Source organism: Shewanella khirikhana, from assembly GCF_003957745.1.
GTDB classification, from domain to species: Bacteria; Pseudomonadota; Gammaproteobacteria; order Enterobacterales; family Shewanellaceae; genus Shewanella; species Shewanella khirikhana.
In genome coordinates, this window is the sequence record NZ_CP020373.1 from 700,983 (window position 1) to 721,662 (window position 20,680).

A 20,680-nucleotide genomic window follows, 5' to 3' on the forward strand; every position below is an offset into this window, starting at 1 on the left:
GTGGATTGTCCTTGCCCAGCCATCCGGCCGGGACTGCCTGTTATTGCGAGGCCTGGGTACGGCTTAGTTTGCGGGCCCGCTTGTGCTCGTACATGCGCTCATCCGCCAGTTTAAAACTTTGGGCAAACTGGCCTGTGAAGGGCGCTACCCCAGCACTGACAGAAATCGGTTTGTCGAGCGCTGCCAGCGCCGCCTGCAATTTATTGAGTCGCTCCTGCAGCGCATCCTCAGGGCCATGGGAAATAATGGCAAATTCATCGCCGCCAAAACGGCTGATAAGGCTGCTTTGGGGCCAGTGCTGTTTCAGTGCCGACGCCAGTTGTGCCAGGGCTTCGTCGCCTGCCTGATGACCCATAATGTCGTTGATAGTCTTGAGGTTATCCATATCAATCAGGGTCAGGAAACTGCCAAAGGCACGGTTGTGTTTCCATTGCGCCAAGCTGTCTTCAAAGTGACGGCGATTGAACAGCCCCGTGAGCGCATCAAAGTTGGCCAGCCGATAAATTTCGCGGGACTTTTGATACAGCGAAATCGCATTGGCCGCCTCGTGGGTAAGAATGGCCACCAGATTGCGGTCGTAGTCGCTGAAGGCACTCAGCTGACTGCTGTCGAGGTTTAACATGGCATACAGCTTGCCATCGATATGGATGGGGCTTGAGAGGGTGGAGCGGATCGGCTGGTGCGCGGCGGTGAGCAGTATTTCCTGCTCGGCTTTGGTCAGGGTGCTTTCGGCGTTGACGTGACGCATATCGTCCACCACCACAACCCGGTCGCAGCGGCCATCGGTGAGACGATACTCAAATGACTGCTCCAGCGAGAAATCAATTTGTCGCAGCCGCTCGAGATCCAGCCCGACGCTGGATTCAAACATCAGCTTATGGCTGTCGGGTTCAACCCGGATAATGCTGCCCATTTCGGCACCATTGATCACATTTACCGCCTTGGTCAGCAGAGCATCCAGAAACGCGTGTTCATCCTTGTATTGGCTGGACAAATGTACCAGTTCGAAGGTGGCATCGTTGATATTGACCACCTGTTCCAGGTGTTCCCACAGCCGCTGCAACCGGCCCTGATGCAGGTAATAGCTGAGGCTGTAACCCACCAGATACACCAGGCACACCAGGGTCAAAATCATCCACGGCAAAGACCCCTTGGGGGAGAAGAGGTAAAAAATCCCGATAAATACTGAGAGAGGGATGAGCAATAATGTGAGGTGGTAACCCAGACCAAGGCTGTCGATGCGTTTGCGCTTGAGGCTGTCCCGTTGCTTCACTGAAAATATCCATATCGAATCTCTGGCCCGACCATTATACGGAGGAAATCCGGCGGTTGCACAGGCCAAATACAGCACAAACGTCATAAAAAAGCCCCGACATTTCGGGGCTTTGATGCTGATGCTCCCGGCACACTCCGTCAGAGCCGCGCGGGAGGGATGCGCCTCGTTAAAAGTCGGCGTTATCGAGGATCCACTGCAGCGGTGCCTGATATTGCTCCGGCATCCAGCTTTTCAGCTGAGTGATACTACTTTCGAGCATGGCGGCATTGTGCACCGACAGGTTCAGGTGACCTACCTTGCGGCCCGGACGCACCTCTTTGGCGTACCAGAACAGCTCGGCATTGGGCAGGCTCAGCCAGCGGTCGTCCTTGTCGATACCGATAAGGTTAACCATCACACAGGGGAAGTTCACCTGAGGCTGCTGAATAGGCAGGTCGCACAGGGCGCGCAGGTGCAGCTGGAACTGATCCATATGGGTGCCCGCCTGGGTCCAGTGGCCCGAGTTATGTACCCGCGGCGCCAGCTCGTTCACCAGCAGGTGGTCGCCAACCCGGAAACATTCCATGGCCATTACGCCCACATAATCGAGGCCCTGCATGATGGTGCCGAGCATGGCTTCGGCCTCGGCCTGCAGTGGCGCAAGCCTTGGCAGCGGTGACACAGATGCCATCAGAATGCCGTCCTGATGCAGATTCAGGGTCAGCGGGTAAAAGAAGCACTCACCATTGTGAGTGCGAACGCCCACAACAGATACTTCTTCATCAAAATTAATGGCTTGCTCGGCAATGGCTTCACCGCGCCAGTCGGCGGGGATCTGGCCATTTTCGGCCTGCTTGAGCCAATGCTGACCCTTGCCATCGTAGCCACCGGTGCGACGCTTCATCAGCACCCGCTCGCCATACTTGCCATAAAGGGCATTGACGTCAGTGTCGTTATCCACCAGCTCCCAGGGAGCGGTGGCAACCTTCAGCTCATCCAGCAAGGATTTTTGGGTATAGCGGTCGGCAAGACGACCAAACACAGGACCATTGATGAAGTTTTTGTGGGTGGAGAGCTGCAGACTCAGGCTGGACTCGGGCCACTGCTCACGCTCGGCGGTGATGATGTCATCATCGGCCAGCGGCAGTTTTTCATCGCTGGGGGCCATGATATCCACCGGCAGCACATCGATTGCCAGCGGCTGACCGGCGTGGGACAGCATGGCACCGAGCTGACCATTGCCCAGTACCCAAACGCGCTTATTGTTTGCCATGATTACGCGTCCCTCGGATCCGGATTTTCCAGTACGCTTTGGGTTTGCTCGGCGCGGAAGGCTTCCAGACGCTCGGCGAGGGCAGCATCGTTGTTGGCAAGGATCTGACAGGCCAGCAGACCTGCGTTAAAGGCACCGGCTGTGCCGATAGCGAGGGTGCCTACGGCGATGCCCTTTGGCATTTGCACGATAGACAGCAAGGAATCCATGCCGTTCAAAGCCTTACTTTGAACAGGCACGCCCAGCACGGGCAGACGGGTTTTGGAGGCCAGCATGCCTGGCAGGTGGGCTGCACCGCCGGCGCCGCCGATGATCACCTGAAAGCCCTTGTCTGCAGCTGTGGCTGCAAAGTCCATTAACTTGTCCGGGGTCCGGTGGGCGGAGACCACTTCAACATGGTAGGGCACCTGCAGTTTATCCATGATCTCTGCGGCGGCTTCCATGGTGGGCCAATCACTCTTGGATCCCATTACGACAGCAACGAGGGCTTGCATGATAACTCCTTAACGACTGATTTTAATTATATTTGCCTGTTTTCAGGCTAGGGTACTGGTAGCCCTGGCGGCGGGGGAGTCCCCTCGGTAGTCGTTGCCAGGGCGAGATGGGGCGCAATGATAGCATGACGGGCGTGGTTTCGCTGCCTTTTCAGTTGCCTTTCTCTGTGCCGGAATGGCCGCTGTAGAAGATGCGATAGAGGCGGTCGCGGCCATCGTCACTCACCAGCAGACTGCCGTCGGGCGCCACCAGCACATCGGCCGGGCGACCATGCACTGCATCGCCCTGCAGCCAGCCTTCAGCAAAGGTTTCCAGGCTTTCTACCTCACCGTCTTTTAGCTTGGCAAAGCGCACCCGGTAGCCGACTTTTTCGCTGCGATTCCAGGAGCCATGTTCGGCGATAAAGATGCCGCCCTGGTATTTTGGCGGAAACTGTTTTTGGGTATAGAAGGTCATGCCGAGGCTTGCCACGTGGGCGCCGAGCCTGGCCTTGGGCGCTTCATAGTCCTGAATGCGTTTACCTGTGCCAAATTCCGGGTCAAGGGTGTCGCCCTGATGCACATAGGGGTAACCGAAGTGCTGGCCGCGGCGACTGAGCTGATTCAACTCATCGGAAGGCATGTCATCGCCCATCATGTCGCGGCCATTGTCGGTAAACCAAAGCTCGCCTGTGGTCGGGGCAAAGTCGAAGCCGACGCTGTTGCGTACGCCGAGGGCCTCGTCCCTGGTGGTGAGGGTGTCCAAATCCAGGCTGATGATTTTGCTGTAGTTTGGCCCGGCATCACAGATGTTGCAGGGGGCGCCGATGGGGATGTAGAGCCGACCATCCGGGCCAAATTTAAGGTACTTCCAGCCGTGGTGTAAATCTTCCGGCAGTTTATCGAAAATAACCTCGGGAGTACTCTTGCCGGGGTGCTTAGCATCCTTAACCCGGTAGAGTTTGCCGATATCGGCGATGTAGAGGTTGCCGTCTTTGATGGCGATGCCCGATGGCATGGTGAATTTCATGCTGATGGCACCATTGGGCACGCCTGCCCTGGCGGCCGCAGAACCCGGCAGCGGAAAATAATGCACCTTGCCTTCTTTGCGGGAACCGACGTAAAGGATACCTGAGTCGGTCAGCGCCATCTGGCGGTAGTTTTTAAAGCCATCATGGAGCACTTCAATCTCAAAGCTCGGCGGCAGTTTTATCAAATCCAGCACGGCCTGATTTTCTTCTTTGCTGTAGGCTGTCGCCAGCAGAGGCGTCAGCGCCAGCAGCAACAGGGCGCGGCTAAGTTTGCCTGATGTCATGGTTTTCTCCTGCAATCATTGCCATGGGCAAGTGGATACATCGCCATGGGCAAAATCGGTAAATGCCATCAAGCATGCCAAAGGTGCAGTTAAAAAAACAGCGCCGGGGGGCGCTGTTTAACATGGGAAAGAGGCCGTTACTGTTTGGTTTGCTGACTCAGCTCTTTGCTCTTATCCATTAATCCAAGGGCCGAGAAGCCGGTGATCACATCCAGATTGGAGGTCATGCCGCCATTGCCGCCAATATAATTTTGCGGCATTTCCACTTTGAACTTAGGCAGGTTCTCGTACAACACCTTGGCCACATCGCGGTTCATCTCGGCGGTGTAGATTTTCTCGTAGGTACCGAGGGCCTTGTATTTGGCGGCCAGAACTTCCGCCTCGGCGATACCGGTTTCGCGGATAGCCTTGGCCTCAAAGGAGGCCGCAGCGGCGTTGGCCTTTTGAATTTCCAGGTTGGCCTGGGCCATTTCCAGCTCTTTGGCCTTGGAAAGGGCGGCAATTTCTTTCTTCTTGCGCTCTTCCACCAGTTCCCGCTCGGCAATTTGACGGGCGATTTCCACTTCTTTTTGCTGGGAAATTACCGCCAGCTCCTTGGCACGCTGGGCATCCTGAACCTCGCGGGTACGCTGAATTTCTTTGCGCAGTTGCTCGGTCTTGGCCTGGGCTTTGGAGGTCTCCTGCTCCTGAATGGTGCGGATGCGCTCGGCAACCAGTTTCTTTTTGTCTGTCAGCAGTTTATCAAGCTGATCCTCCGGCTGCGGATCGCCAATGGTCACCTGAGTCACGGTAATGCCGTACTGGCTTAACGGGTTGTCCTGACGCACCGGCTGACCGGTTTTGTCGGTGACAGGAATGGTCTTCCACACCAGTTGTTTGGTGGCCTGCAGCTTGTTGGAGTCGTCCTGATCGAAGCCTACCGGCACCAAATCCACCTGTTCCACTTCAACCTGGCGACGCTCGGTGGTGTAGATACCGTTGCTGAGCTGATCCGCCAGCTGCGCCTTGAACTGGTTCAGGCCGCCCTGGAAGAACTCTTCGCCGGTGTACTGTGTCGCGGTGATTACGGTCACGTTGCGGGCGTTTTTGATCAGCATGGTTTCAATCAGGTTGTCGTTGGAGCGAAACTCCCGGTGCATCTGGATAATTTGCTCAGGGGAGTGGGACAACTTGAAGCGGAAGGTGGCGGGCACCTGGCCTGTGTAGGTGTCGGCAAACCGCACCTGCAGCGAGGGGAGTCGCTGATAAAAGGCTTCGCCCTGATTGTTACCGAAAGAGACGGTAACTACCTGATCGTAGCGCGTTATTTTGGATAAAAACGGCATGCGTACGTGGATGCCCGGCTCGGTAAATACATCCAACGCCCCGGTGATGTTGTTCTGATGAACATAGGTGTAACCGGCGTCAGTCATCAGAATTGAGCTCTTCAGCACCGCCACGGCACCTATGGCACCCAGGGTGAGCAGAATGGCTTTGGGGGAGAGAGCCTTTTTGGCGCGGGTGATGTTGCTGTCGTCCATGTGTCTTCCTTGCAAGCTGAACCGAAAATGAAAATCGGCGTCCATGTTACCGGGAACCCGGTTCCCGGTCATGGATTTTTACAAGGGATTATTACCAATATTTTTCAATATATTATGCTGTTTATCTGCACGCGCCTTCCATGAAGTGAGGCTTAGCCTGGCAGGGCGTGCCCGCATTCATTTGTGGATGGGGGCACAGGCCGAGGCGAGGTCGGCATGAAAACTCAGCAGCCCCGGGATTTCAGCCACCCGAGCCCGCACCAATACCCGCAGGGCATGGAAGGGCACAGAGGCGATACGAAGTTCGCGCCCCTCGGCTTTTAGCTGCGACAAGGTTCGCTCCAGCGCCGCCACGCCACCGGCATCGAGTAAGGTCACATTTTGCCAGTCAAGGATCAGGGTCTGAACGCCCTGGCTTCGATGCAAAAGCTCGCTGAAGACATTGTCGGCAGCGGCAAAAAACAGCGGTCCGTCAATGCGATAGAGCGCACTGCTGTGGGCGTCCGTGTCAGCTTGTGAGTCGTTTGGCGGGTCGTCATCGGGATGGCAAGGCATGTCCTGGGACACCAGCCGGGTGGTGGCGGCCAGTTGCCCCATCAGCAGCAATGAAGCCAGCACTATGCCGGCGCCTATGGCTATCACCATGTCAAAAATAACCGTCAGCAGCAGACAGGTGAGCAGCACCAGCACGTCGGCAAGGGGCGCAGTTTTCACAAGGTGCAGGCTCTTTGGTGCCTCACTCATGTGCCAGGCAACCACCAGCAGCAGTGCGGCCATGGTAGCCATGGGCACGTACGCCAGTACAGGCGCAAGCACCAGAAGCCCGGCCAGCACCGTCAGAGCATGGAATACTGCCGCCAGCGGACTCTTGGCGCCGGCGCGCACATTGGCGGCGCTGCGGGCAATGGCCGCTGTGGCGGGAATAGCGCCGAAAAAAGGCGCGATAAGGTTGCCAAGCCCCTGTCCGAACAGCTCACTGTTGGCACTGTGGCGTTTGCCGGTCATGCCATCAAGCACCACGGCGCACAGCAAAGATTCGATGGCGCCCAGCATGGCAATGGCCAACGCCGAGGGCAGCAGCGCCTGCAGTAAGCTCCAGCTGAGTGCCAGTGGCTTGCCATCGCTGCCGGGGAGATGCCAGGGGGCAATCCATTCCGGCAGGAAGGGCGGGATCCCCGGCGCCAGGGTACCGTCGGCCAGCGCATAGGAAAAACGTGAGCCTATGGTGTCTACGGCGTGTCCGTTGCCGCTGAGCCACAGTGCGGTGAGGGTACCGATAACGATGGCGGGCAGGTGCGGCGGCACCTTGCTGGTGAGTTTTGGCCAGCCAATCAGCACTGTCAGGGTGACGATAGCCACCAGTGCGCTGGGCCATTGGCTGCTGGGCAGCGCATGGATGATGCCCTGCCACAGGGGCCAGAAGCCTTCGCCGCTCGACTCGATGCTGAGCCCAAGCAGATCTTTTACCTGCAAGCTGGCAATCACAATGGCAATACCGCCGGTAAACCCCAGGGTGACGGGCTCTGGAATGTACTGAATAAGCCTGCCAAGTCGCATCAGCGACATCAGCATCATAATGGCGCCGGACATCACGGTCGCCAGCATTAAACCGCCCAAACCATAGTGAGCCGAAATTGGCGCCAGCAGCACCACAAAGGCAGCGGTAGGGCCGGATACCGATAATCTGGAGCCGCCGCTGAGCGCAATAATGATGCCCGCCACTATGGCGGTGTACAGGCCGTGCTGCGGCGGCGCGCCACTGGCAATCGCAAGGGCCATGGCCAGTGGAATGGCGATAATGCCCACGGTGATCCCGGCAAGGATATCTGCCAGCAGGGATTTTCGGCCGTAGGGGGACTCAAACAGGCTTTGACGCAGGGCGATGCCTGGTCTTAGAGAGGTAAGGTGCTGGCGGTGTGGCATGTAAGCTTCCTGCCGCGGGTGCGGCCAAAGACGATTATTGTAGTCAGGGCGAGCTGGTCAAAGTGTGAGCGAGTCGTCATTTTTCCGGTTTATGGGGCCTCGATGGAATCGGCGCCACCAACGGGCAAATTCATTAACCCTTTTGGCGTGGGGCTACGTTAATAAGCATAGACCCACAAATACGAGGTGAATATGGACTTTGTACTGGCTGCTGTGCACACTGAGATCAAAGTTAGCCATATCAAAGGGCAGGACGGCCCCCCGCGCTGTTCCCGGCCTTTGGGTTTCAGGATTTATGGTTTCAGAGCAATCATGACAGCAATCCAATCCATTTCACTGCCGGGTAACGATGAAGACGAACTGCTGATGCAGCGTTACGCCAAGGGCGACATCAAGGCCTTTGACACCCTGTATCAGCGTCATCGTGGCGGCCTGTATCGCTATTTTGTACGTCAGATTGGCGACAGCCAACTGGCCGAAGATCTGTATCAGGAGACCTGGGGGCGGGTTATTAAGGCCGCCCCTGCCTATGAGGTCAGTGCCAAGTTCACCACCTGGCTGTATCGCATTGCCCACAATTTGTTGATTGACCATGTGCGGGCGGTTAAACCCCTCGATGATGCCGATGCGTTTGAAGAAGAGTTGCAGGAGTTGCCCGACGGCATGACGCCCGCCCGCTCGCTGGAACAGGAGCAGCGGGTGCAGGCGCTGCGTCATTGCGTGACTTTATTACCCCAGGTACAAAAAGAGGCCTTTTTGCTGTCGAGCGAAATGGGCTTCACTGCGCTGATGATAAGTGAAATTGCCGCGGTGTCGCTTGAGGCGACCAAGAGTCGGATCCGCTATGCTTACCAGAGCCTTCGCAGTTGCGTGGCCAGGCGTCTGGGGGAGGATGACGATGAAAGATAGTCCTCACAGTGCGCTTAGCCCCGAGCTGAAGCAGGAAATGGATAGCCTTTATCGTCAGGGGGCACGGGAAATGCCGCCGGCCAGGCTCGATGAGGAAATCCGTTCCCTCGCTCTGCGACATCTGGATGCCCATCAGCAGCCTGCTGCGAAACGCCAGGGGGTAAGGCGTTTCCCCTATGTGATATCAACCGCGGCCTCGCTGATGTTGCTGGTCAGCTTGGTGCTGATTAACCCAAGGTTCAGCTTTTTTGGCGACAGCCTGCCGGTACCGGCCGAAAGTGACATGATGGGCACCACACCGGCTACGCTGCAAGAGTCCGCCCCCGAGGCCGCGTCCGGTGCACAATCGGCACCGGCCCCGGCGATGATGAAAATGGCGCCCAGACAGGAAACCATGCAAATGGCGGCGCCGGCCAACACTGACCCTGCCGCCGATGCCCTGCTGCAGGGAGATATTGATTCGCGGCTGGATGCCATCGCCGCGGCCATTGATGCGGGCGATACCATCCTTGCCAGGGAACTGATTGATACCCTGGAGCTTGGCCGCGATAAACTGACTGAGGCGCAACGCCAGCGTCTCGATGCTCTTGCCAGGGTTGTTGCCAACTGAGATTGGCCAGCCTTTCGGAGGTGACGATGACAGAGTTCGCCGCACGCACAATGACAGTTGCACTGGTGCTGCTGTCGTGGCTGCTGCCACTGTCATCCAGTCAGGCGGCCTGCAGCCATGTGCTGCACGTGGGGTTTAACGACTGGCCGCCTTATTCCTGGTCTGAAGATGCCGGTCCGGCGCTTGGGCTAGATGTGGAGCTGCTGAAGGTATTTGCTGAGCGGGCGGGCTGCGAAATCGTGTTTGATAAGATGCCCCCCAAGCGTTCACATCAGCTGATGCGTTCGGGCAAAATCGACATCATGATGGGGGCCAGCAGGACGGAAGAGCGGGTGTCGTACGCGTTTTTCTCTTTGCCTTATCGGCTGGAAGTGGTGAGCCTGTTCAGCATGGAAAGTGCATCGGTAAACGATATCAGCAGCTGGGCCCAAGTGATGACCGCCAAGCACAAGCTGCTGGTGCCCCAGGCTGGTTGGTATGGCGATGATTTTGAGCAAAATAAAGACCATATGCTGCGCCGCGACCTGCTGGTGGAAAGCCCGGATCTACTCAGAAGCGTGCAGATGCTGGCCCGTGGCCGCGGTGATTTGGCGATCGGCGACTCCCTGTCTTTGCCCTATATCGCCAGTCAGAGTGAGCAGTTGCATCTGTATCGCCACTCGGTGCGCCTCAGTGAAAGTGAAATCCACCTGATGTTCAGCCGCGAATCCATGTCAAAAGAGGAAGTAGACGCCTTCAACCATGCCATTGGCCTGGCCGGTGAAGAAGGTGAAATCGCCCGGCTGCAATTCAAGTGGGAGCAAATCTCGTTAAGCCGGATAGAAGGACATTCAGATAACGGTGCCGGCCGCGAGCGTGCCGGCCCAGTGATGGCAGAGTGACGGCCGGATACTGGCCGACTGATACTCGGTTGACGGTCAAAAGCTGATTGCCGCTTGAATCAGCCCGCTTAATCCGAGCCCTGACGGTATATGGCAGGCTCTTCCCAAATTGCTTTCATCCCGGGTTCGGCCAAAAAGGTATCCACCAACAGCGGATCCAATGCCGTGCCCTTAAGCCCTTTCAGATGCGCCAGCGCCTCGGTAAAGGACATTCTCAGCCGCTCGTCCGGGTGGCACAGCAAATCATCGAAGATATCCACCAGTGACACTATCCGTGCGGCCAGCGGAATTGCTTTGCCCCGCAGCTTACCCGGGAAGCCTTCGCCGTCCCAACGTTCGTGATGGTAGGCGGCGATGTCTCGGGCGAGCTCCAGCAGCATGCAATCGGGAGCCTCTTTTTGCAGATCCGCCAGCAGCCGCTCGCCAATCTGGGTGTGCTTGTATCTGTCGTGCTCCATCGAGGGCGTCAGTTCCAGCATCTTGCTTTGCAAACTGTCCGGCAGACCAATCATGCCAATGTCGTGCAGGGTAGCGCTAAGGCCAATGTGCTCGGCAAATTCCTGGGTCAGTTCTTCGGGCTTGTGGGGCGAGTGCAGCAGGGCTTCGGCGAGCTTTTCACTGGCAATGGCAATCCGGTCGAGGTGCCGGGCTTTTTCGCTGGTGCGGTAACTGGAAACGCGTGCCAGCCCCAATACGGTCGCCCGTCTGGAGGCGTTGGTCCGCTCCAGTGACTGTGCCAGCTTATCGGTCAGGTAGCCGGTGCCAAAACACAGCATGGCGTTGATAACCAAAAAATTAAGCATCACCACCAGATAGATTTCCAGGCTGTACTCGGGCAGTGGTGGCCAGGGGAGCCAGTGGTTGCCATAGGCGATGGCGGTGATGATCAGCGTCAGTGCCGCTAAGCCCTGAGAGGCGAGTCCCATGCGACTGCCAAGCAGCAAGGTGGCGATAAGCGGGAACATAAACAGCCAGAAAAATCCTGCTCCCGTGGGGCCTATAGCCCAGATAAAGGCCACGCCTATGCCGTAGCACAACAGGCTACCCAGCAGGTAGCGCTGGCGGTCTTCCAGTTCAGGGAACAGCAGCAAGGCCAGCAGCATCAGGTAGGCGAGTGTGTCTACCACCACCATGGACCAGAAGCCTTGCTTCATGCACAGGTAAACGCTGGTGAAGTAAACGGGAATACAAATGATCGCCATGGCCCCGAACAGGCGGCGAAAGATGATTTGGCGCCAATGGGCAAGATCCGTCGGGTGTTCGTCCCTGGACAGTGTGGACATGCAGCGTCAGCCTATGGATGCAGTAAATTTGTAAAAAAAAGATTAATACCCCTGTTTTAGCCATAGTGGCAAGGGATTTCAACTCTTAAACCAGTCCCAAATCCCAAGGGATGTCTCTGAAAAGAGGTCAATACCGAGCATGGATTTGAGCAAATACAGCCCCAGCAGTCCAAGCAGCAGGGAAATGAGTAAAAATGCCAGCACACAGCCGACAAAAAATGCCAGCGAAAGATGCTTCTCGGTGCGGGTGTAGGCCCGGCGGTTTTTACCGAGCAAAAATACCCAGTAGTAGCGCCATCGCATAAAAGGCAGCGAAAAAGTGCCGCGACTGTCGATGCTGTGACGGCCCCAGGTGCGATCGCCAAGCAGAATACGGATCCCTTCGACCTGCTCGTCACTGTAGCTGTCGGCAAGCTCTGTCGGTAACTTTCCCAGCAGCTTGGATCTTAAGTCATCCGCCTTGGGCACCGGCGGTTCGCTGCGGGGGTTGGCGTTATCTGCGGCCATTGAATTTCCACACAAAAGTGGCAAACCATCCACAGAGTGTAGGTCAGGGGGCCAAAAAAAACAGGGCGCCGCAGCGCCCTGTTTCCGTGGAATTGAGGTTACTCGTCCTTGGGCAGACCGCCCAGGGCTTCCACCAGAGCGTGCATCAGCGCCACCAACTCACTGCCCATCAGGGCGAAGTCGGCATCGAGGCGCGCCATTGGATCATCGTTACCCAAGTCATCGTTACCGGCACGGAACTCTTCAGAGAACTTAAGGCGCTTGAGACTTGCGTCAGACTGCAACACCAATGCAATGGACTGACCGAAATGCAGTGCCAGCTTGTGCACTTCCTTGCCGGTTTCCAGGTGCGCCAGCACTTCTTCTTCAGTCAGAACCTGTTGTTTGAAGCGAACGATACCGCCTTCATCGGCGGCAGACTTGAGTTCCGCTTCATCCTGCATGATAAAGGGCGCCGCCGCTTCACCAGCCTTGAGCCATTCGGTGAGGGTATGTTCAACCGGCACGGTGAAAGACACAGGGATCACCGGCAGTGAGCCCATGGCCTTACGCAGCAGTGCCAGCAGCTCTTCGGCCTTGGTGGCGCTGGAGCTGTCCACCAGGATCATCTCGATTTCCGGCAGGATCAGGGCATGGATTTGGCTTCTGCGGGAGAAGGCGCGCGGCAGCAGCGTGGTGGTGATTTCTTCTTTAAGCGCGTCTTTCTCTTTTTTGGTGAGCTTGCGGTTTTCTTCGGCTTCAATCTGACCGGCTTTTTCTTCCATCGCCTCTTTAATTACCTGGCCTGGGAGGATTTTTTCTTCCTTGGTGGCGCAGATAAGGTGGCGGTTATTGGCACTGTGAACCAGGGCACTGCCGTGTTTGCCCAGGGCCTTGGAGAAACCGAACTTGCTGATGTCCTGGCTGGAGCAAGGGCTGAAGGTAAAGTCTGCCAGGGCCTTTTCCAGCGACTCGGCGTCGATGTTGATTGGCTTGTTAAAACGATACAGGGTGAGATTTTTAAACCACATAATTGCACTCGGCCACGAAACGAAAGCCCGAGTGTAAGCCATCGCCCGTGGCGGGTAAACCGGAAATCGAGATGACAGCCAGATGGCAGCAAAGCAAATTCACAAAAGTGTCATTAAAAGTTGTATCAAACATAAAGTATTGAAATATAACGATTGTTGGCTATGTGTGTTACGCGCTTGCTGGAGATGTAACCACTTGAGCAAAAACTGAAATAAAACTGAAACACTTGCCTTGCAAACTTGCGCTCGTTCCAAACCAATAACCAGACGCACTGAACGTCGCAAGGATTAAATGATGAACGCTTTTAACAAAACTCTGCTTGTTTCCGCGCTGACCATGGCTTCACTGGCTTCTGCACACGCTGCCGAGCCTATCACCGTTTACGGTAAGCTGAATGTTTCTGTACAGAACAACGACGAAGCCGGCGAATCTGAAACTGTAGTTCAGAGCAACGCTTCCCGTCTGGGTGTTAAGGGTGCTTTCGAACTCAGCTCTTCTCTGGAAGCCTTCTACACCATCGAGTATGAAGTGAACACCGGCGATGATGCCAAGGAAAACTTCCTGGCCCGTAACCAGTTTGTGGGTCTGAAGGGCAACTTCGGTGCTGTATCCGTGGGTCGTAACGACACCATGCTGAAAATCGCTCAGGGTAAAGTTGACCAGTTCAACGACCTGTCAGGCGACCTGAAGAGCCTGTTCAAAGGTGAAAACCGTATCGAACAGACTGTAACCTACGTTTCTCCTTCTTTCGGTGGTTTCAAAGTAGGTGCTACCTACGCCGCTGAAGGTGCCAAGGCTCAGGCCGGTGAAGACGGTTTCTCTCTGGCTGCCATGTACGGTGATGCCGGTCTGAAGAAAACCAACTTCTACGCGTCTGTAGCTTACGACAGCGAAGTAAAAGGTTACGACATCCTGCGTGCCACTGTACAAGCCAAACTGGCTGGCCTGATCCTGGGCGGTATGTACCAGCAGGAAGAAAAATCAGTTAACGGCGACAGCAAGACCGGTTACCTGGTAAGCGCTGCCTACAATATCTCTGACGTGACCCTGAAAGGTCAGTATCAGGACATGGAAGACAAAGGTGATTCCTGGTCTATCGGTGCTGATTACAAGCTGGGCAAGCCAACCAAGCTGTTCGCTTTCTACACCAGCCGCGACATGGAAGCTGCTGAAGACACTGACAACTACATCGGTGTTGGTATTGAGCACAAGTTCTAATCAGAACTTCATGCGTAAAAGAAAGGAGGCTTAGGCCTCCTTTTTCATTTTTATAAACAGATAGTTAATTCGTCTGATTATGACAATTCTTACGGAAATATGGCACTATAATGGGGCTGCTTCATATTTTTGTCACAAAACTGACCAATAATGTTCAGCGTGGACATTCACTGACAGAAAACCGCTTATGACTGCAAGGATTTTGATTGTTGAAGATGAGTTGGCAATCCGCGAGATGCTGACTTTCGTGATGGAACAGCACGGTTTCAGTACCACGGTTGCCGAGGACTTTGATTCTGCGCTGTCTCAACTTGCCGAGCCATACCCGGACCTCATCCTGCTCGATTGGATGTTCCCCGGTGGCAGTGGCATCCAGCTGGCCAAACGCCTCAAGCAGGACGAGTTTACCCGCCAGATCCCGGTGATCATGCTTACCGCCCGTGGCGAGGAAGAAGATAAGGTCAAGGGCCTGGAAGTGGGTGCCGATGACTATATCACCAAGCCGTTTTCGCCCAAGGAGCTGGTGGCCCGCATCAAGGCGGTACTGCGCCGCGCGGCGCCAACCCGCCTGGAAGAAACCATCGATGTGCAGGGGCTTACCCTGGATCCGGTCAGCCACCGTGTCACCGCCGGTGATACCGTGCTGGACATGGGCCCAACCGAGTTCCGTTTGCTGCACTTCTTTATGACCCACCCTGAGCGGGTATACAGCCGCGAACAGCTGCTGGACAACGTGTGGGGCACCAACGTGTACGTGGAAGACAGAACTGTGGATGTGCATATCCGCCGTCTGCGCAAGGCGGTAGAGCCGTCAGGTCACGACCGTCTTATTCAAACCGTACGCGGCGCCGGCTACCGTTTTTCCACCCGGGTGTAGTCCGGGATAGGCACAGGAAGCCCGATAGGGTATCTTGTGCCTCCAACGGACCCCTTAGCTGGACATACTTATGTTCGACTCCTATTCAGGGTATCGCCTGGCTTCCAGGCTGATGATTTACCTGTTTGTCACCCTGGCACTGGGCCTGCTGCTTGGACAGGTGCTGTGGACGCTGCTGATTGGCTGCGTTGCGCTGCTTATCTGGCATTACCGTCAGCTTGGGCGCCTGACCCACTGGCTGTGGCACGACCGCCGCCTCACGCCGCCCCAGGGCAGTGGCAGCTGGGAAGGGATTTTCAACGGTATTTATCGCCTGCAGGGCAAAAATCGCCGTCGGGTTTCCCAACTGGCCGGTCTGCTTGGTCGTTTCCGTCAGGGCGCAGAAGCATTGCCCGATGCTGCTCTGGTGCTGGACTCCGATAAAAATATTCTCTGGTGTAATAAGTTGGCGCAGCTGATGCTCGGGTTGGTGTGGCCCAAAGACAACGGCCAGCGCATCGACAACCTTATTCGCCACCCCGATTTTGCCGCCTATCTGAAAACCCATGATTTCAACGAACCGCTGGAGCTGCCATCGCCTGTGTCGGACAAGCGCCAGCTGGAGCTGCGGCTGATGAAATACGGCGATCGGCAGATGCTGCTGATTGCCCGGGATATCACCCGTATTCGTCAGCTTGAAGGCATGCGCAAGGAGTTTGTGGCCAACGTGTCCCATGAACTCAAGACTCCGCTCACAGTGCTGCAGGGGTACCTTGAGATGATGCAGGGCATGACTGAGCCCGATGACATTAATGCCAAGCCGCTGGCATTAATGCAGCAGCAAACCCGGCGGATGCAATCCATGGTGGAGCAGCTGCTGACCCTGTCACGCATCGAAGATGCCACCGATGTTGACCTCGAAAAGACGGTCAATATGGCCGCCCTGATGGGCACCATCAAGGATGAAGCCGAGGCGCTGGCACAGGGCGAGTACACATTGCAGTTTGATATTCAGCCGGGGCTCAACGCCCATGGCAATGAAGTGCTGCTGCGCAGTGCCTGTATCAATCTGGTGTCCAACGCCATCCGCTACACGCCACCAGGCGGTATTATCAAAGTCAGCTGGCGACTGATTGCCACCGGCGGCCGCTTCCAGGTAGAAGATAACGGCGAGGGCATTGCGCCCCAGCATATTGGCCGCTTAACGGAACGCTTCTACCGGGTCGACAGTGCCCGCTCCCGTGCCACCGGTGGCAGTGGTTTGGGTTTGGCGATTGTAAAGCATGCGCTCGCCCATCATCACACCGAGCTTTATGTCAGCAGTCAGCTGGGTAAGGGCAGTATCTTTGGCTTTGTGATCCCCCAGCATCTGCTGGAGCAGAAAAGCGGCCAGTAATACTGCTCTACAAGCTAAGAAAGACAGGCCTAGGTCTGTCTTTCTTTTTGATTCAAAAGTACTTTTCAAAAATTTGAATTAAATGTGTCACTGTCATGTAAGTGTCACATCAAGGTCATAGACTTGTCATCGTGGCAGTTGATACTGGCTGCGTCTAAACAAAAATGGTTCAACACTGGAGCAATTATGAAACTGAAACAGCTTGTCGGCGCCATGACCCTGACCGCCGCCGGTTTATTCACCGCTGCCGCCTCGGCTGCACTGGACCCTGCACTGCCTACTTATGAAAAGACCAGTGGCGTGTCTGGTAACCTGTCTTCTGTCGGTTCTGATACCCTGGCCAACATGATGACCCTGTGGGCTGAAGAGTTCAAAACCATCTACCCCAATGTGAACATCCAAATTCAGGCTGCCGGTTCTTCTACTGCGCCACCAGCCCTGACTGAAGGTACTTCTCAGTTCGGCCCAATGAGCCGCAAGATGAAGCCTAACGAAATCGAAGCCTTCGAAAAGCACTACGGCTACCAGCCAACCGCTATCCGTGTCGCTATCGATGCGCTGGCTGTATTCGTGCACAAGGACAACCCAATCCAGGGTCTGACCATTGAGCAGGTTGATGCCATCTTCTCTTCTACCCACAAGTGTGGCGGCAGCGACGTTCAGCGCTGGGGCGACCTGGGTCTGGATGGCAGCTGGGCAGCCAAAGACGTACAGCTGTACGGCCGTAACTCAGTATCAGGCACCTACGGTTACTTCAAGAAGCACGCCCTGTGTAAAGGCGACTTCAAAGCCAACGTAAACGAGCAGCCTGGTTCAGCTTCTGTAGTGCAGTCAGTGTCTCAGTCTCTGAATGCCATCGGTTACTCAGGTATCGGTTACAAGACTGCCGGTGTTAAAGCGGTAGCTCTGGCCAAGAAAGGCGACAGCTTCATCGACGCCACTGTAGAAAACGCTGCCAACGGTACTTACCCACTGTCTCGTTACCTCTACGTGTACATCAACAAGCACCCTAACAAAGACCTGTCTCCAATGGAGCGTGAGTTCGTCCGCTTCATCCTGTCCAAACAGGGTCAGCAGGTTGTTGAGAAAGACGGTTACGTGCCACTGCCAAACAGCGTAATCGCCAAAGATCTGGAAAAAGTGGGCATCCGCCTGTAATTCCAGCTCGCTGAATAAGCCTCCTTCGGGAGGCTTTTTGCGTTTTTGGGGCAGATGATGACGACCTGGATGCAAAACGCAGGCATAAAAAAACGGCTCCCAATGGGAGCCGAACAAGTGTCTTTCCAACTCAGTTTAACACTAAGGATGGTTGCGCTAGAAACCATCAAAAAGGGAGGATGATGATGAACGATGAAAAACTCGGTTCACTTATTCAGACTCGCGCTTTTTGAGTTGGTTCCCTCTGGCGGCAAATTTTTTGCAATTTTTTTCAGCCACAGCGAAAACTCTTCATCCATGCCGGTTCCCCACTCTCGTACCAGCGCCTGATAGCGCGGGTAATCACCCTTGCGGGTAAAGCCAAGCATGGTCTCCAGCTTGTCTTTGTGGTTTTCCATCATAAAACGCACGGCCAGATAGCCCCAGCGGTAGACGCGGTCGCTGCCGCCGTTGTGCTCGTAGCTGGTATCGAATATCTCACTCAGGCGATAGGTCCCCTTGGCGGCTTGCTGGGCGGCGGCCTTGTTGTCGTCACCCTGCGCCAGGTATTCGGCCAGGCCTTCTGACCACCACACCAGATGGGGCAGGGCCGGGGCTGGTTTGGGGCAGTATTCCGGGGCGCTGTGTGAGTCGTGCAGCGAAGCGCAAAAGTCGCCATACAGGTTAAAGCGGCCATCGAGATAGTGCACATACTCGTGGCGCAGATTCCAGATGGCGCCGTTTTTCTGATAGGCCACAAACTCTGCCTGATTGCCGGGTTTGTCAGGGAAGCCCTCCAGATACATGCCGCCGTTGTCGCTTGGCACATCGAAGTGGGCCGTCACATAAGTGCGATAGGCCTCGGCATCGGCGTATATATTGGCGCGCATGGCCGTGTTGTTATCGTGCTTTACCGGGCGGTTGTGGGTATTGAGCAGCTGATGGAACTTAGCTTCCTGTTGGCTCAGCATCTGACAGGCATCATCAATCTGCGCCTGGGTCAGCGCCTGGGCGCGGATGATCAGGGTTGGGCTGCACTGCTGCTGAATTTTCAGTACCGCCTCCAGCGGCAATGGGCTGGTGGCAAATGTCGGCAACGACAGCAAGGAGCCGACAACCAAGCTTGAGAGTGAAACGGCAAAGGTGCGCATGATAGAATCTTATTTATGAATATTGTATGCAAATAATGCCTTGGCGAGACAATTTGTCAATCTTTCACGGTATTGCCACTTGGTTGGCTAAGCTTGGATATGCATACTTGGGCAAATTTGGTTAACCGGGAACGCTATGCAGCAGTGGGACAATCGGCGGGATTATCACTCCTTTGCCAACACCGACGAGGTGCAGGTTACGCATCTTGCGCTTGATTTGAATATTGATTTTGATGCCTGTGTGCTGGATGGGCGCATTCGGCTTGCGCTTTCGCCCAAGGCGGCGTCGGTGACTGAGCTGGTGTTGGACAGCCGGGCGCTGACCATAATACAGATAACAGACGAGGGCGGCCGTGCCCTTGTCTGGACGCTGGGTGATGAACATCCTGTCCTGGGTCAGCCGCTCACCATTGGCATCGACAGCGCGGTAACGGCGGTGGTGATTGAGTATCGCACCAGCCCCGAAGCCGAAGGATTGCAGTGGCTCGATGGTCCCCAGACCCAAAGCGGCAAGCCGTTTTTGTTTTCCCAGTCGCAGCCCATCAATGCCCGCAGTTGGTTGCCGCTGCAGGACTCGCCCAAGGCCAGAATCACGTTCGATGCCAGGGTGTCGGCCAATCGTGACTGCCGGGTCGTGATGAGCGCCTTAAACAGCGCCAGCCTGCCGGTCGATGGTGTGTTTACCTTTGTGATGGATAAACCCATGCCAACGCATCTGCTGGCCATCGCCGCCGGAGAGATTGAGCGCATCGAGGTGGGACCGCGCAGCGCCGTATTCGCAGAGCCGGAAACAGCAAGGCTTGCCGCCAAAGAGTTTGATGATATTGAGGCCATGATGCAGATGGCTGAGTCCATTCTCGGCCCCTATGCCTGGGGCCGCTATGACATGCTGATTTTGCCGCCAAGCTTTCCTTTCGGGGGCATGGAAAACCCCTGTCTGGCGTTTTTAACCCCCACGCTTATTGCCGGAGATAAGAGCCTGGTCTCCACCGTGGCCCACGAGCTGGCGCACTCCTGGACCGGCAATCTGGTCAGTAACGCCACCTGGCGCGACTTATGGCTTAACGAGGGCTTTACCACCTACTTTACCAACCGGATTGTGGAAGCTGTGTATGGTAAGGAGCAGGCTGAGCTTGAGTTGATGATTGAGTATGGCCGCCTGCAAGAGGAGATGACGGGTATGCCCAGTGCTCGCCAGACCTTGCCCGCCAATCTGCAAACAGACGATCCCAATGCCGCCTTTAACCGCTTTACCTACGACAAGGCGTCGATGTTTGTCCATTTCCTCGAAGCCAGGCTGGGGCGGCAGCACTTTGATGCCTTCCTGCGCCGATATATTGAAAAATATGCCTTTGTTGCCATCACCACCGAGGATTTTGTTGAGTATGCCAGCGAAACCCTGCTCAGAGACCATGCCGATAAGCTGACTGAGGCTGAGCTGCGGGAGTGGATTTACGCTGAAGGCCTGCCGGCCATGTTCAGCCCGCCAACCTCGACCAGCCTGGATAAGGTGGATTGCGCCCTTGAGCGCTGGCGCAGCGGCGTGCCCCTCTCCAAGGCCGATACCCATCTATGGCGGGTGCAGCACTGGCAGTATTTTCTTGCCGGACTGCCGGAGAATATCCCCCAGGCGCGGCTGCTTGAGCTGAACGATAGCTTCAATCTGGGGGCTTCGGGCAATGCTGAGATCGCCTGTGATTGGCTCAGGGTCGCGATTCGCAATCATTTTGACCCGGCGCTGCCGCAGTTGGAGGCTTTTTTGGGGCGTATCGGCCGCGCCAAGTTTGTCAGGCCGCTGTTTCTCGAGTTGCAAATTGCAGGCTATCACGCTGAACTTTCGGCTATTTATGCTAAAGCCAGAGCCTGCTATCACCCGTCGCTGCGGGTACAGCTCGACAAGTTGCTTGGCGCGCCTGTGTGAGCTGGTGAACGGATAAAAAAGAGGGCAACCAAGAGGTTGCC

At 55.8% G+C, this 20,680-nt stretch carries 18 protein-coding genes; 8 read left to right on the plus strand and 10 right to left on the minus strand.

Features of this window, described 5'->3' with window-relative positions; genetic code table 11:
* Positions 1-40 precede the first annotated feature (40 nt).
* The 6 genes from STH12_RS03015 to dauA all read right to left on the minus strand — a co-directional run bounded on the left by STH12_RS03015 (position 41) and on the right by dauA (position 7,759).
* On the minus strand, positions 41-1,273 hold the full coding sequence (locus STH12_RS03015) for a GGDEF domain-containing protein (RefSeq protein ID WP_126166187.1): 1,233 nt from the start codon (positions 1,271-1,273) through the stop codon (positions 41-43).
* A gap of 169 nt (positions 1,274-1,442) precedes the next feature.
* The gene (purK, locus tag STH12_RS03020; RefSeq protein ID WP_126166188.1) at positions 1,443-2,528 is read right to left on the minus strand and encodes a 5-(carboxyamino)imidazole ribonucleotide synthase; all 1,086 of its coding nucleotides are present in this window, start codon (positions 2,526-2,528) and stop codon (positions 1,443-1,445) included.
* Between the two features lie 2 nt (positions 2,529-2,530).
* Complete coding sequence (gene purE / locus STH12_RS03025; protein WP_126166189.1) at positions 2,531-3,022, minus strand: 5-(carboxyamino)imidazole ribonucleotide mutase; 492 nt, start codon at positions 3,020-3,022, stop codon at positions 2,531-2,533.
* Between the two features lie 151 nt (positions 3,023-3,173).
* Positions 3,174-4,316: a PQQ-dependent sugar dehydrogenase gene (locus tag STH12_RS03030; protein WP_126166190.1), complete on the minus strand. Its 1,143-nt coding sequence runs from the start codon at positions 4,314-4,316 to the stop codon at positions 3,174-3,176.
* A 137-nt stretch (positions 4,317-4,453) separates the two neighbouring features.
* Complete coding sequence (locus tag STH12_RS03035) at positions 4,454-5,836, minus strand: SPFH domain-containing protein (protein ID WP_126166191.1); 1,383 nt, start codon at positions 5,834-5,836, stop codon at positions 4,454-4,456.
* A gap of 177 nt (positions 5,837-6,013) precedes the next feature.
* Entirely contained in the window at positions 6,014-7,759 is a 1,746-nt protein-coding gene (gene dauA, locus STH12_RS03040; RefSeq protein ID WP_126166192.1) for a C4-dicarboxylic acid transporter DauA, read from the minus strand.
* A gap of 312 nt (positions 7,760-8,071) precedes the next feature.
* On the opposite strand from dauA, the gene STH12_RS03045 reads away from it, so the two are divergent.
* The 3 genes from STH12_RS03045 to STH12_RS03055 are packed head-to-tail and all read left to right on the plus strand — an operon-like array spanning position 8,072 to position 10,159.
* Positions 8,072-8,668 carry a sigma-70 family RNA polymerase sigma factor gene (locus STH12_RS03045; RefSeq protein ID WP_126166193.1) on the plus strand — a complete coding sequence of 199 codons (597 nt, stop codon included), beginning with the start codon at positions 8,072-8,074 and terminating at the stop codon, positions 8,666-8,668.
* Positions 8,658-9,278, plus strand: coding sequence for a hypothetical protein (locus tag STH12_RS03050; RefSeq protein WP_126166194.1), 621 nt, complete (start codon positions 8,658-8,660; stop codon positions 9,276-9,278). Before STH12_RS03045 ends, STH12_RS03050 begins: the two co-directional genes overlap by 11 nt.
* A 26-nt stretch (positions 9,279-9,304) precedes the next feature.
* Entirely contained in the window at positions 9,305-10,159 is an 855-nt protein-coding gene (locus STH12_RS03055; protein ID WP_126166195.1) for a substrate-binding periplasmic protein, read from the plus strand.
* 68 nt (positions 10,160-10,227) lie between these two features.
* On the opposite strand, the gene STH12_RS03060 is transcribed toward STH12_RS03055, so the two are convergent.
* The 3 genes from STH12_RS03060 to rdgC form a co-directional block, all read right to left on the minus strand.
* Positions 10,228-11,442, minus strand: coding sequence for an HD-GYP domain-containing protein (locus tag STH12_RS03060; protein ID WP_126166196.1), 1,215 nt, complete (start codon positions 11,440-11,442; stop codon positions 10,228-10,230).
* 78 nt (positions 11,443-11,520) lie between these two features.
* Entirely contained in the window at positions 11,521-11,949 is a 429-nt protein-coding gene (locus tag STH12_RS03065) for a hypothetical protein (RefSeq protein ID WP_126166197.1), read from the minus strand.
* 98 nt (positions 11,950-12,047) lie between these two features.
* Positions 12,048-12,959, minus strand: coding sequence for a recombination-associated protein RdgC (rdgC, locus tag STH12_RS03070; RefSeq protein ID WP_126166198.1), 912 nt, complete (start codon positions 12,957-12,959; stop codon positions 12,048-12,050).
* Positions 12,960-13,251: 292 nt separating this feature from the next.
* On the opposite strand from rdgC, the gene STH12_RS03075 reads away from it, so the two are divergent.
* The 4 genes from STH12_RS03075 to STH12_RS03090 all read left to right on the plus strand — a co-directional run bounded on the left by STH12_RS03075 (position 13,252) and on the right by STH12_RS03090 (position 17,588).
* Positions 13,252-14,178, plus strand: coding sequence for a porin (locus STH12_RS03075; protein WP_126166199.1), 927 nt, complete (start codon positions 13,252-13,254; stop codon positions 14,176-14,178).
* A gap of 187 nt (positions 14,179-14,365) precedes the next feature.
* Complete coding sequence (phoB, locus tag STH12_RS03080) at positions 14,366-15,055, plus strand: phosphate regulon transcriptional regulator PhoB (RefSeq protein WP_126166200.1); 690 nt, start codon at positions 14,366-14,368, stop codon at positions 15,053-15,055.
* A gap of 70 nt (positions 15,056-15,125) precedes the next feature.
* Positions 15,126-16,430 carry a phosphate regulon sensor histidine kinase PhoR gene (phoR, locus tag STH12_RS03085; RefSeq protein ID WP_126166201.1) on the plus strand — a complete coding sequence of 435 codons (1,305 nt, stop codon included), beginning with the start codon at positions 15,126-15,128 and terminating at the stop codon, positions 16,428-16,430.
* Positions 16,431-16,616: 186 nt separating this feature from the next.
* Positions 16,617-17,588, plus strand: coding sequence for a PstS family phosphate ABC transporter substrate-binding protein (locus STH12_RS03090; protein ID WP_126166202.1), 972 nt, complete (start codon positions 16,617-16,619; stop codon positions 17,586-17,588).
* Positions 17,589-17,794: 206 nt separating this feature from the next.
* Here STH12_RS03090 and STH12_RS03095 read toward each other — a convergent pair whose 3' ends face one another.
* Positions 17,795-18,718: a collagenase gene (locus STH12_RS03095; RefSeq protein ID WP_126166203.1), complete on the minus strand. Its 924-nt coding sequence runs from the start codon at positions 18,716-18,718 to the stop codon at positions 17,795-17,797.
* A 136-nt stretch (positions 18,719-18,854) separates the two neighbouring features.
* Here STH12_RS03095 and STH12_RS03100 point away from each other — a divergent pair, with 136 nt between their 5' ends.
* Positions 18,855-20,639: a M1 family metallopeptidase gene (locus tag STH12_RS03100; RefSeq protein ID WP_126166204.1), complete on the plus strand. Its 1,785-nt coding sequence runs from the start codon at positions 18,855-18,857 to the stop codon at positions 20,637-20,639.
* Positions 20,640-20,680 lie beyond the last annotated feature (41 nt).

What these genes read in the sequence shown, in the direction of transcription:
- purK (WP_126166188.1), bottom strand. Translation starts at nt 2,528, where the DNA reads ATGGCAAACAATAAGCGCGTTTGGGTACTGGGCAATGGTCAGCTCGGT.
- purE (WP_126166189.1), bottom strand. Translation starts at nt 3,022, where the DNA reads ATGCAAGCCCTCGTTGCTGTCGTAATGGGATCCAAGAGTGATTGGCCC.
- STH12_RS03030 (WP_126166190.1), bottom strand. Translation starts at nt 4,316, where the DNA reads ATGACATCAGGCAAACTTAGCCGCGCCCTGTTGCTGCTGGCGCTGACG.
- STH12_RS03035 (WP_126166191.1), bottom strand. Translation starts at nt 5,836, where the DNA reads ATGGACGACAGCAACATCACCCGCGCCAAAAAGGCTCTCTCCCCCAAA.
- dauA (WP_126166192.1), bottom strand. Translation starts at nt 7,759, where the DNA reads ATGCCACACCGCCAGCACCTTACCTCTCTAAGACCAGGCATCGCCCTG.
- STH12_RS03045 (WP_126166193.1), top strand. Translation starts at nt 8,072, where the DNA reads ATGACAGCAATCCAATCCATTTCACTGCCGGGTAACGATGAAGACGAA.
- STH12_RS03050 (WP_126166194.1), top strand. Translation starts at nt 8,658, where the DNA reads ATGAAAGATAGTCCTCACAGTGCGCTTAGCCCCGAGCTGAAGCAGGAA.
- STH12_RS03055 (WP_126166195.1), top strand. Translation starts at nt 9,305, where the DNA reads ATGACAGAGTTCGCCGCACGCACAATGACAGTTGCACTGGTGCTGCTG.
- STH12_RS03060 (WP_126166196.1), bottom strand. Translation starts at nt 11,442, where the DNA reads ATGTCCACACTGTCCAGGGACGAACACCCGACGGATCTTGCCCATTGG.
- STH12_RS03065 (WP_126166197.1), bottom strand. Translation starts at nt 11,949, where the DNA reads ATGGCCGCAGATAACGCCAACCCCCGCAGCGAACCGCCGGTGCCCAAG.
- rdgC (WP_126166198.1), bottom strand. Translation starts at nt 12,959, where the DNA reads ATGTGGTTTAAAAATCTCACCCTGTATCGTTTTAACAAGCCAATCAAC.
- STH12_RS03075 (WP_126166199.1), top strand. Translation starts at nt 13,252, where the DNA reads ATGATGAACGCTTTTAACAAAACTCTGCTTGTTTCCGCGCTGACCATG.
- phoB (WP_126166200.1), top strand. Translation starts at nt 14,366, where the DNA reads ATGACTGCAAGGATTTTGATTGTTGAAGATGAGTTGGCAATCCGCGAG.
- phoR (WP_126166201.1), top strand. Translation starts at nt 15,126, where the DNA reads ATGTTCGACTCCTATTCAGGGTATCGCCTGGCTTCCAGGCTGATGATT.
- STH12_RS03090 (WP_126166202.1), top strand. Translation starts at nt 16,617, where the DNA reads ATGAAACTGAAACAGCTTGTCGGCGCCATGACCCTGACCGCCGCCGGT.
- STH12_RS03095 (WP_126166203.1), bottom strand. Translation starts at nt 18,718, where the DNA reads ATGCGCACCTTTGCCGTTTCACTCTCAAGCTTGGTTGTCGGCTCCTTG.
- STH12_RS03100 (WP_126166204.1), top strand. Translation starts at nt 18,855, where the DNA reads ATGCAGCAGTGGGACAATCGGCGGGATTATCACTCCTTTGCCAACACC.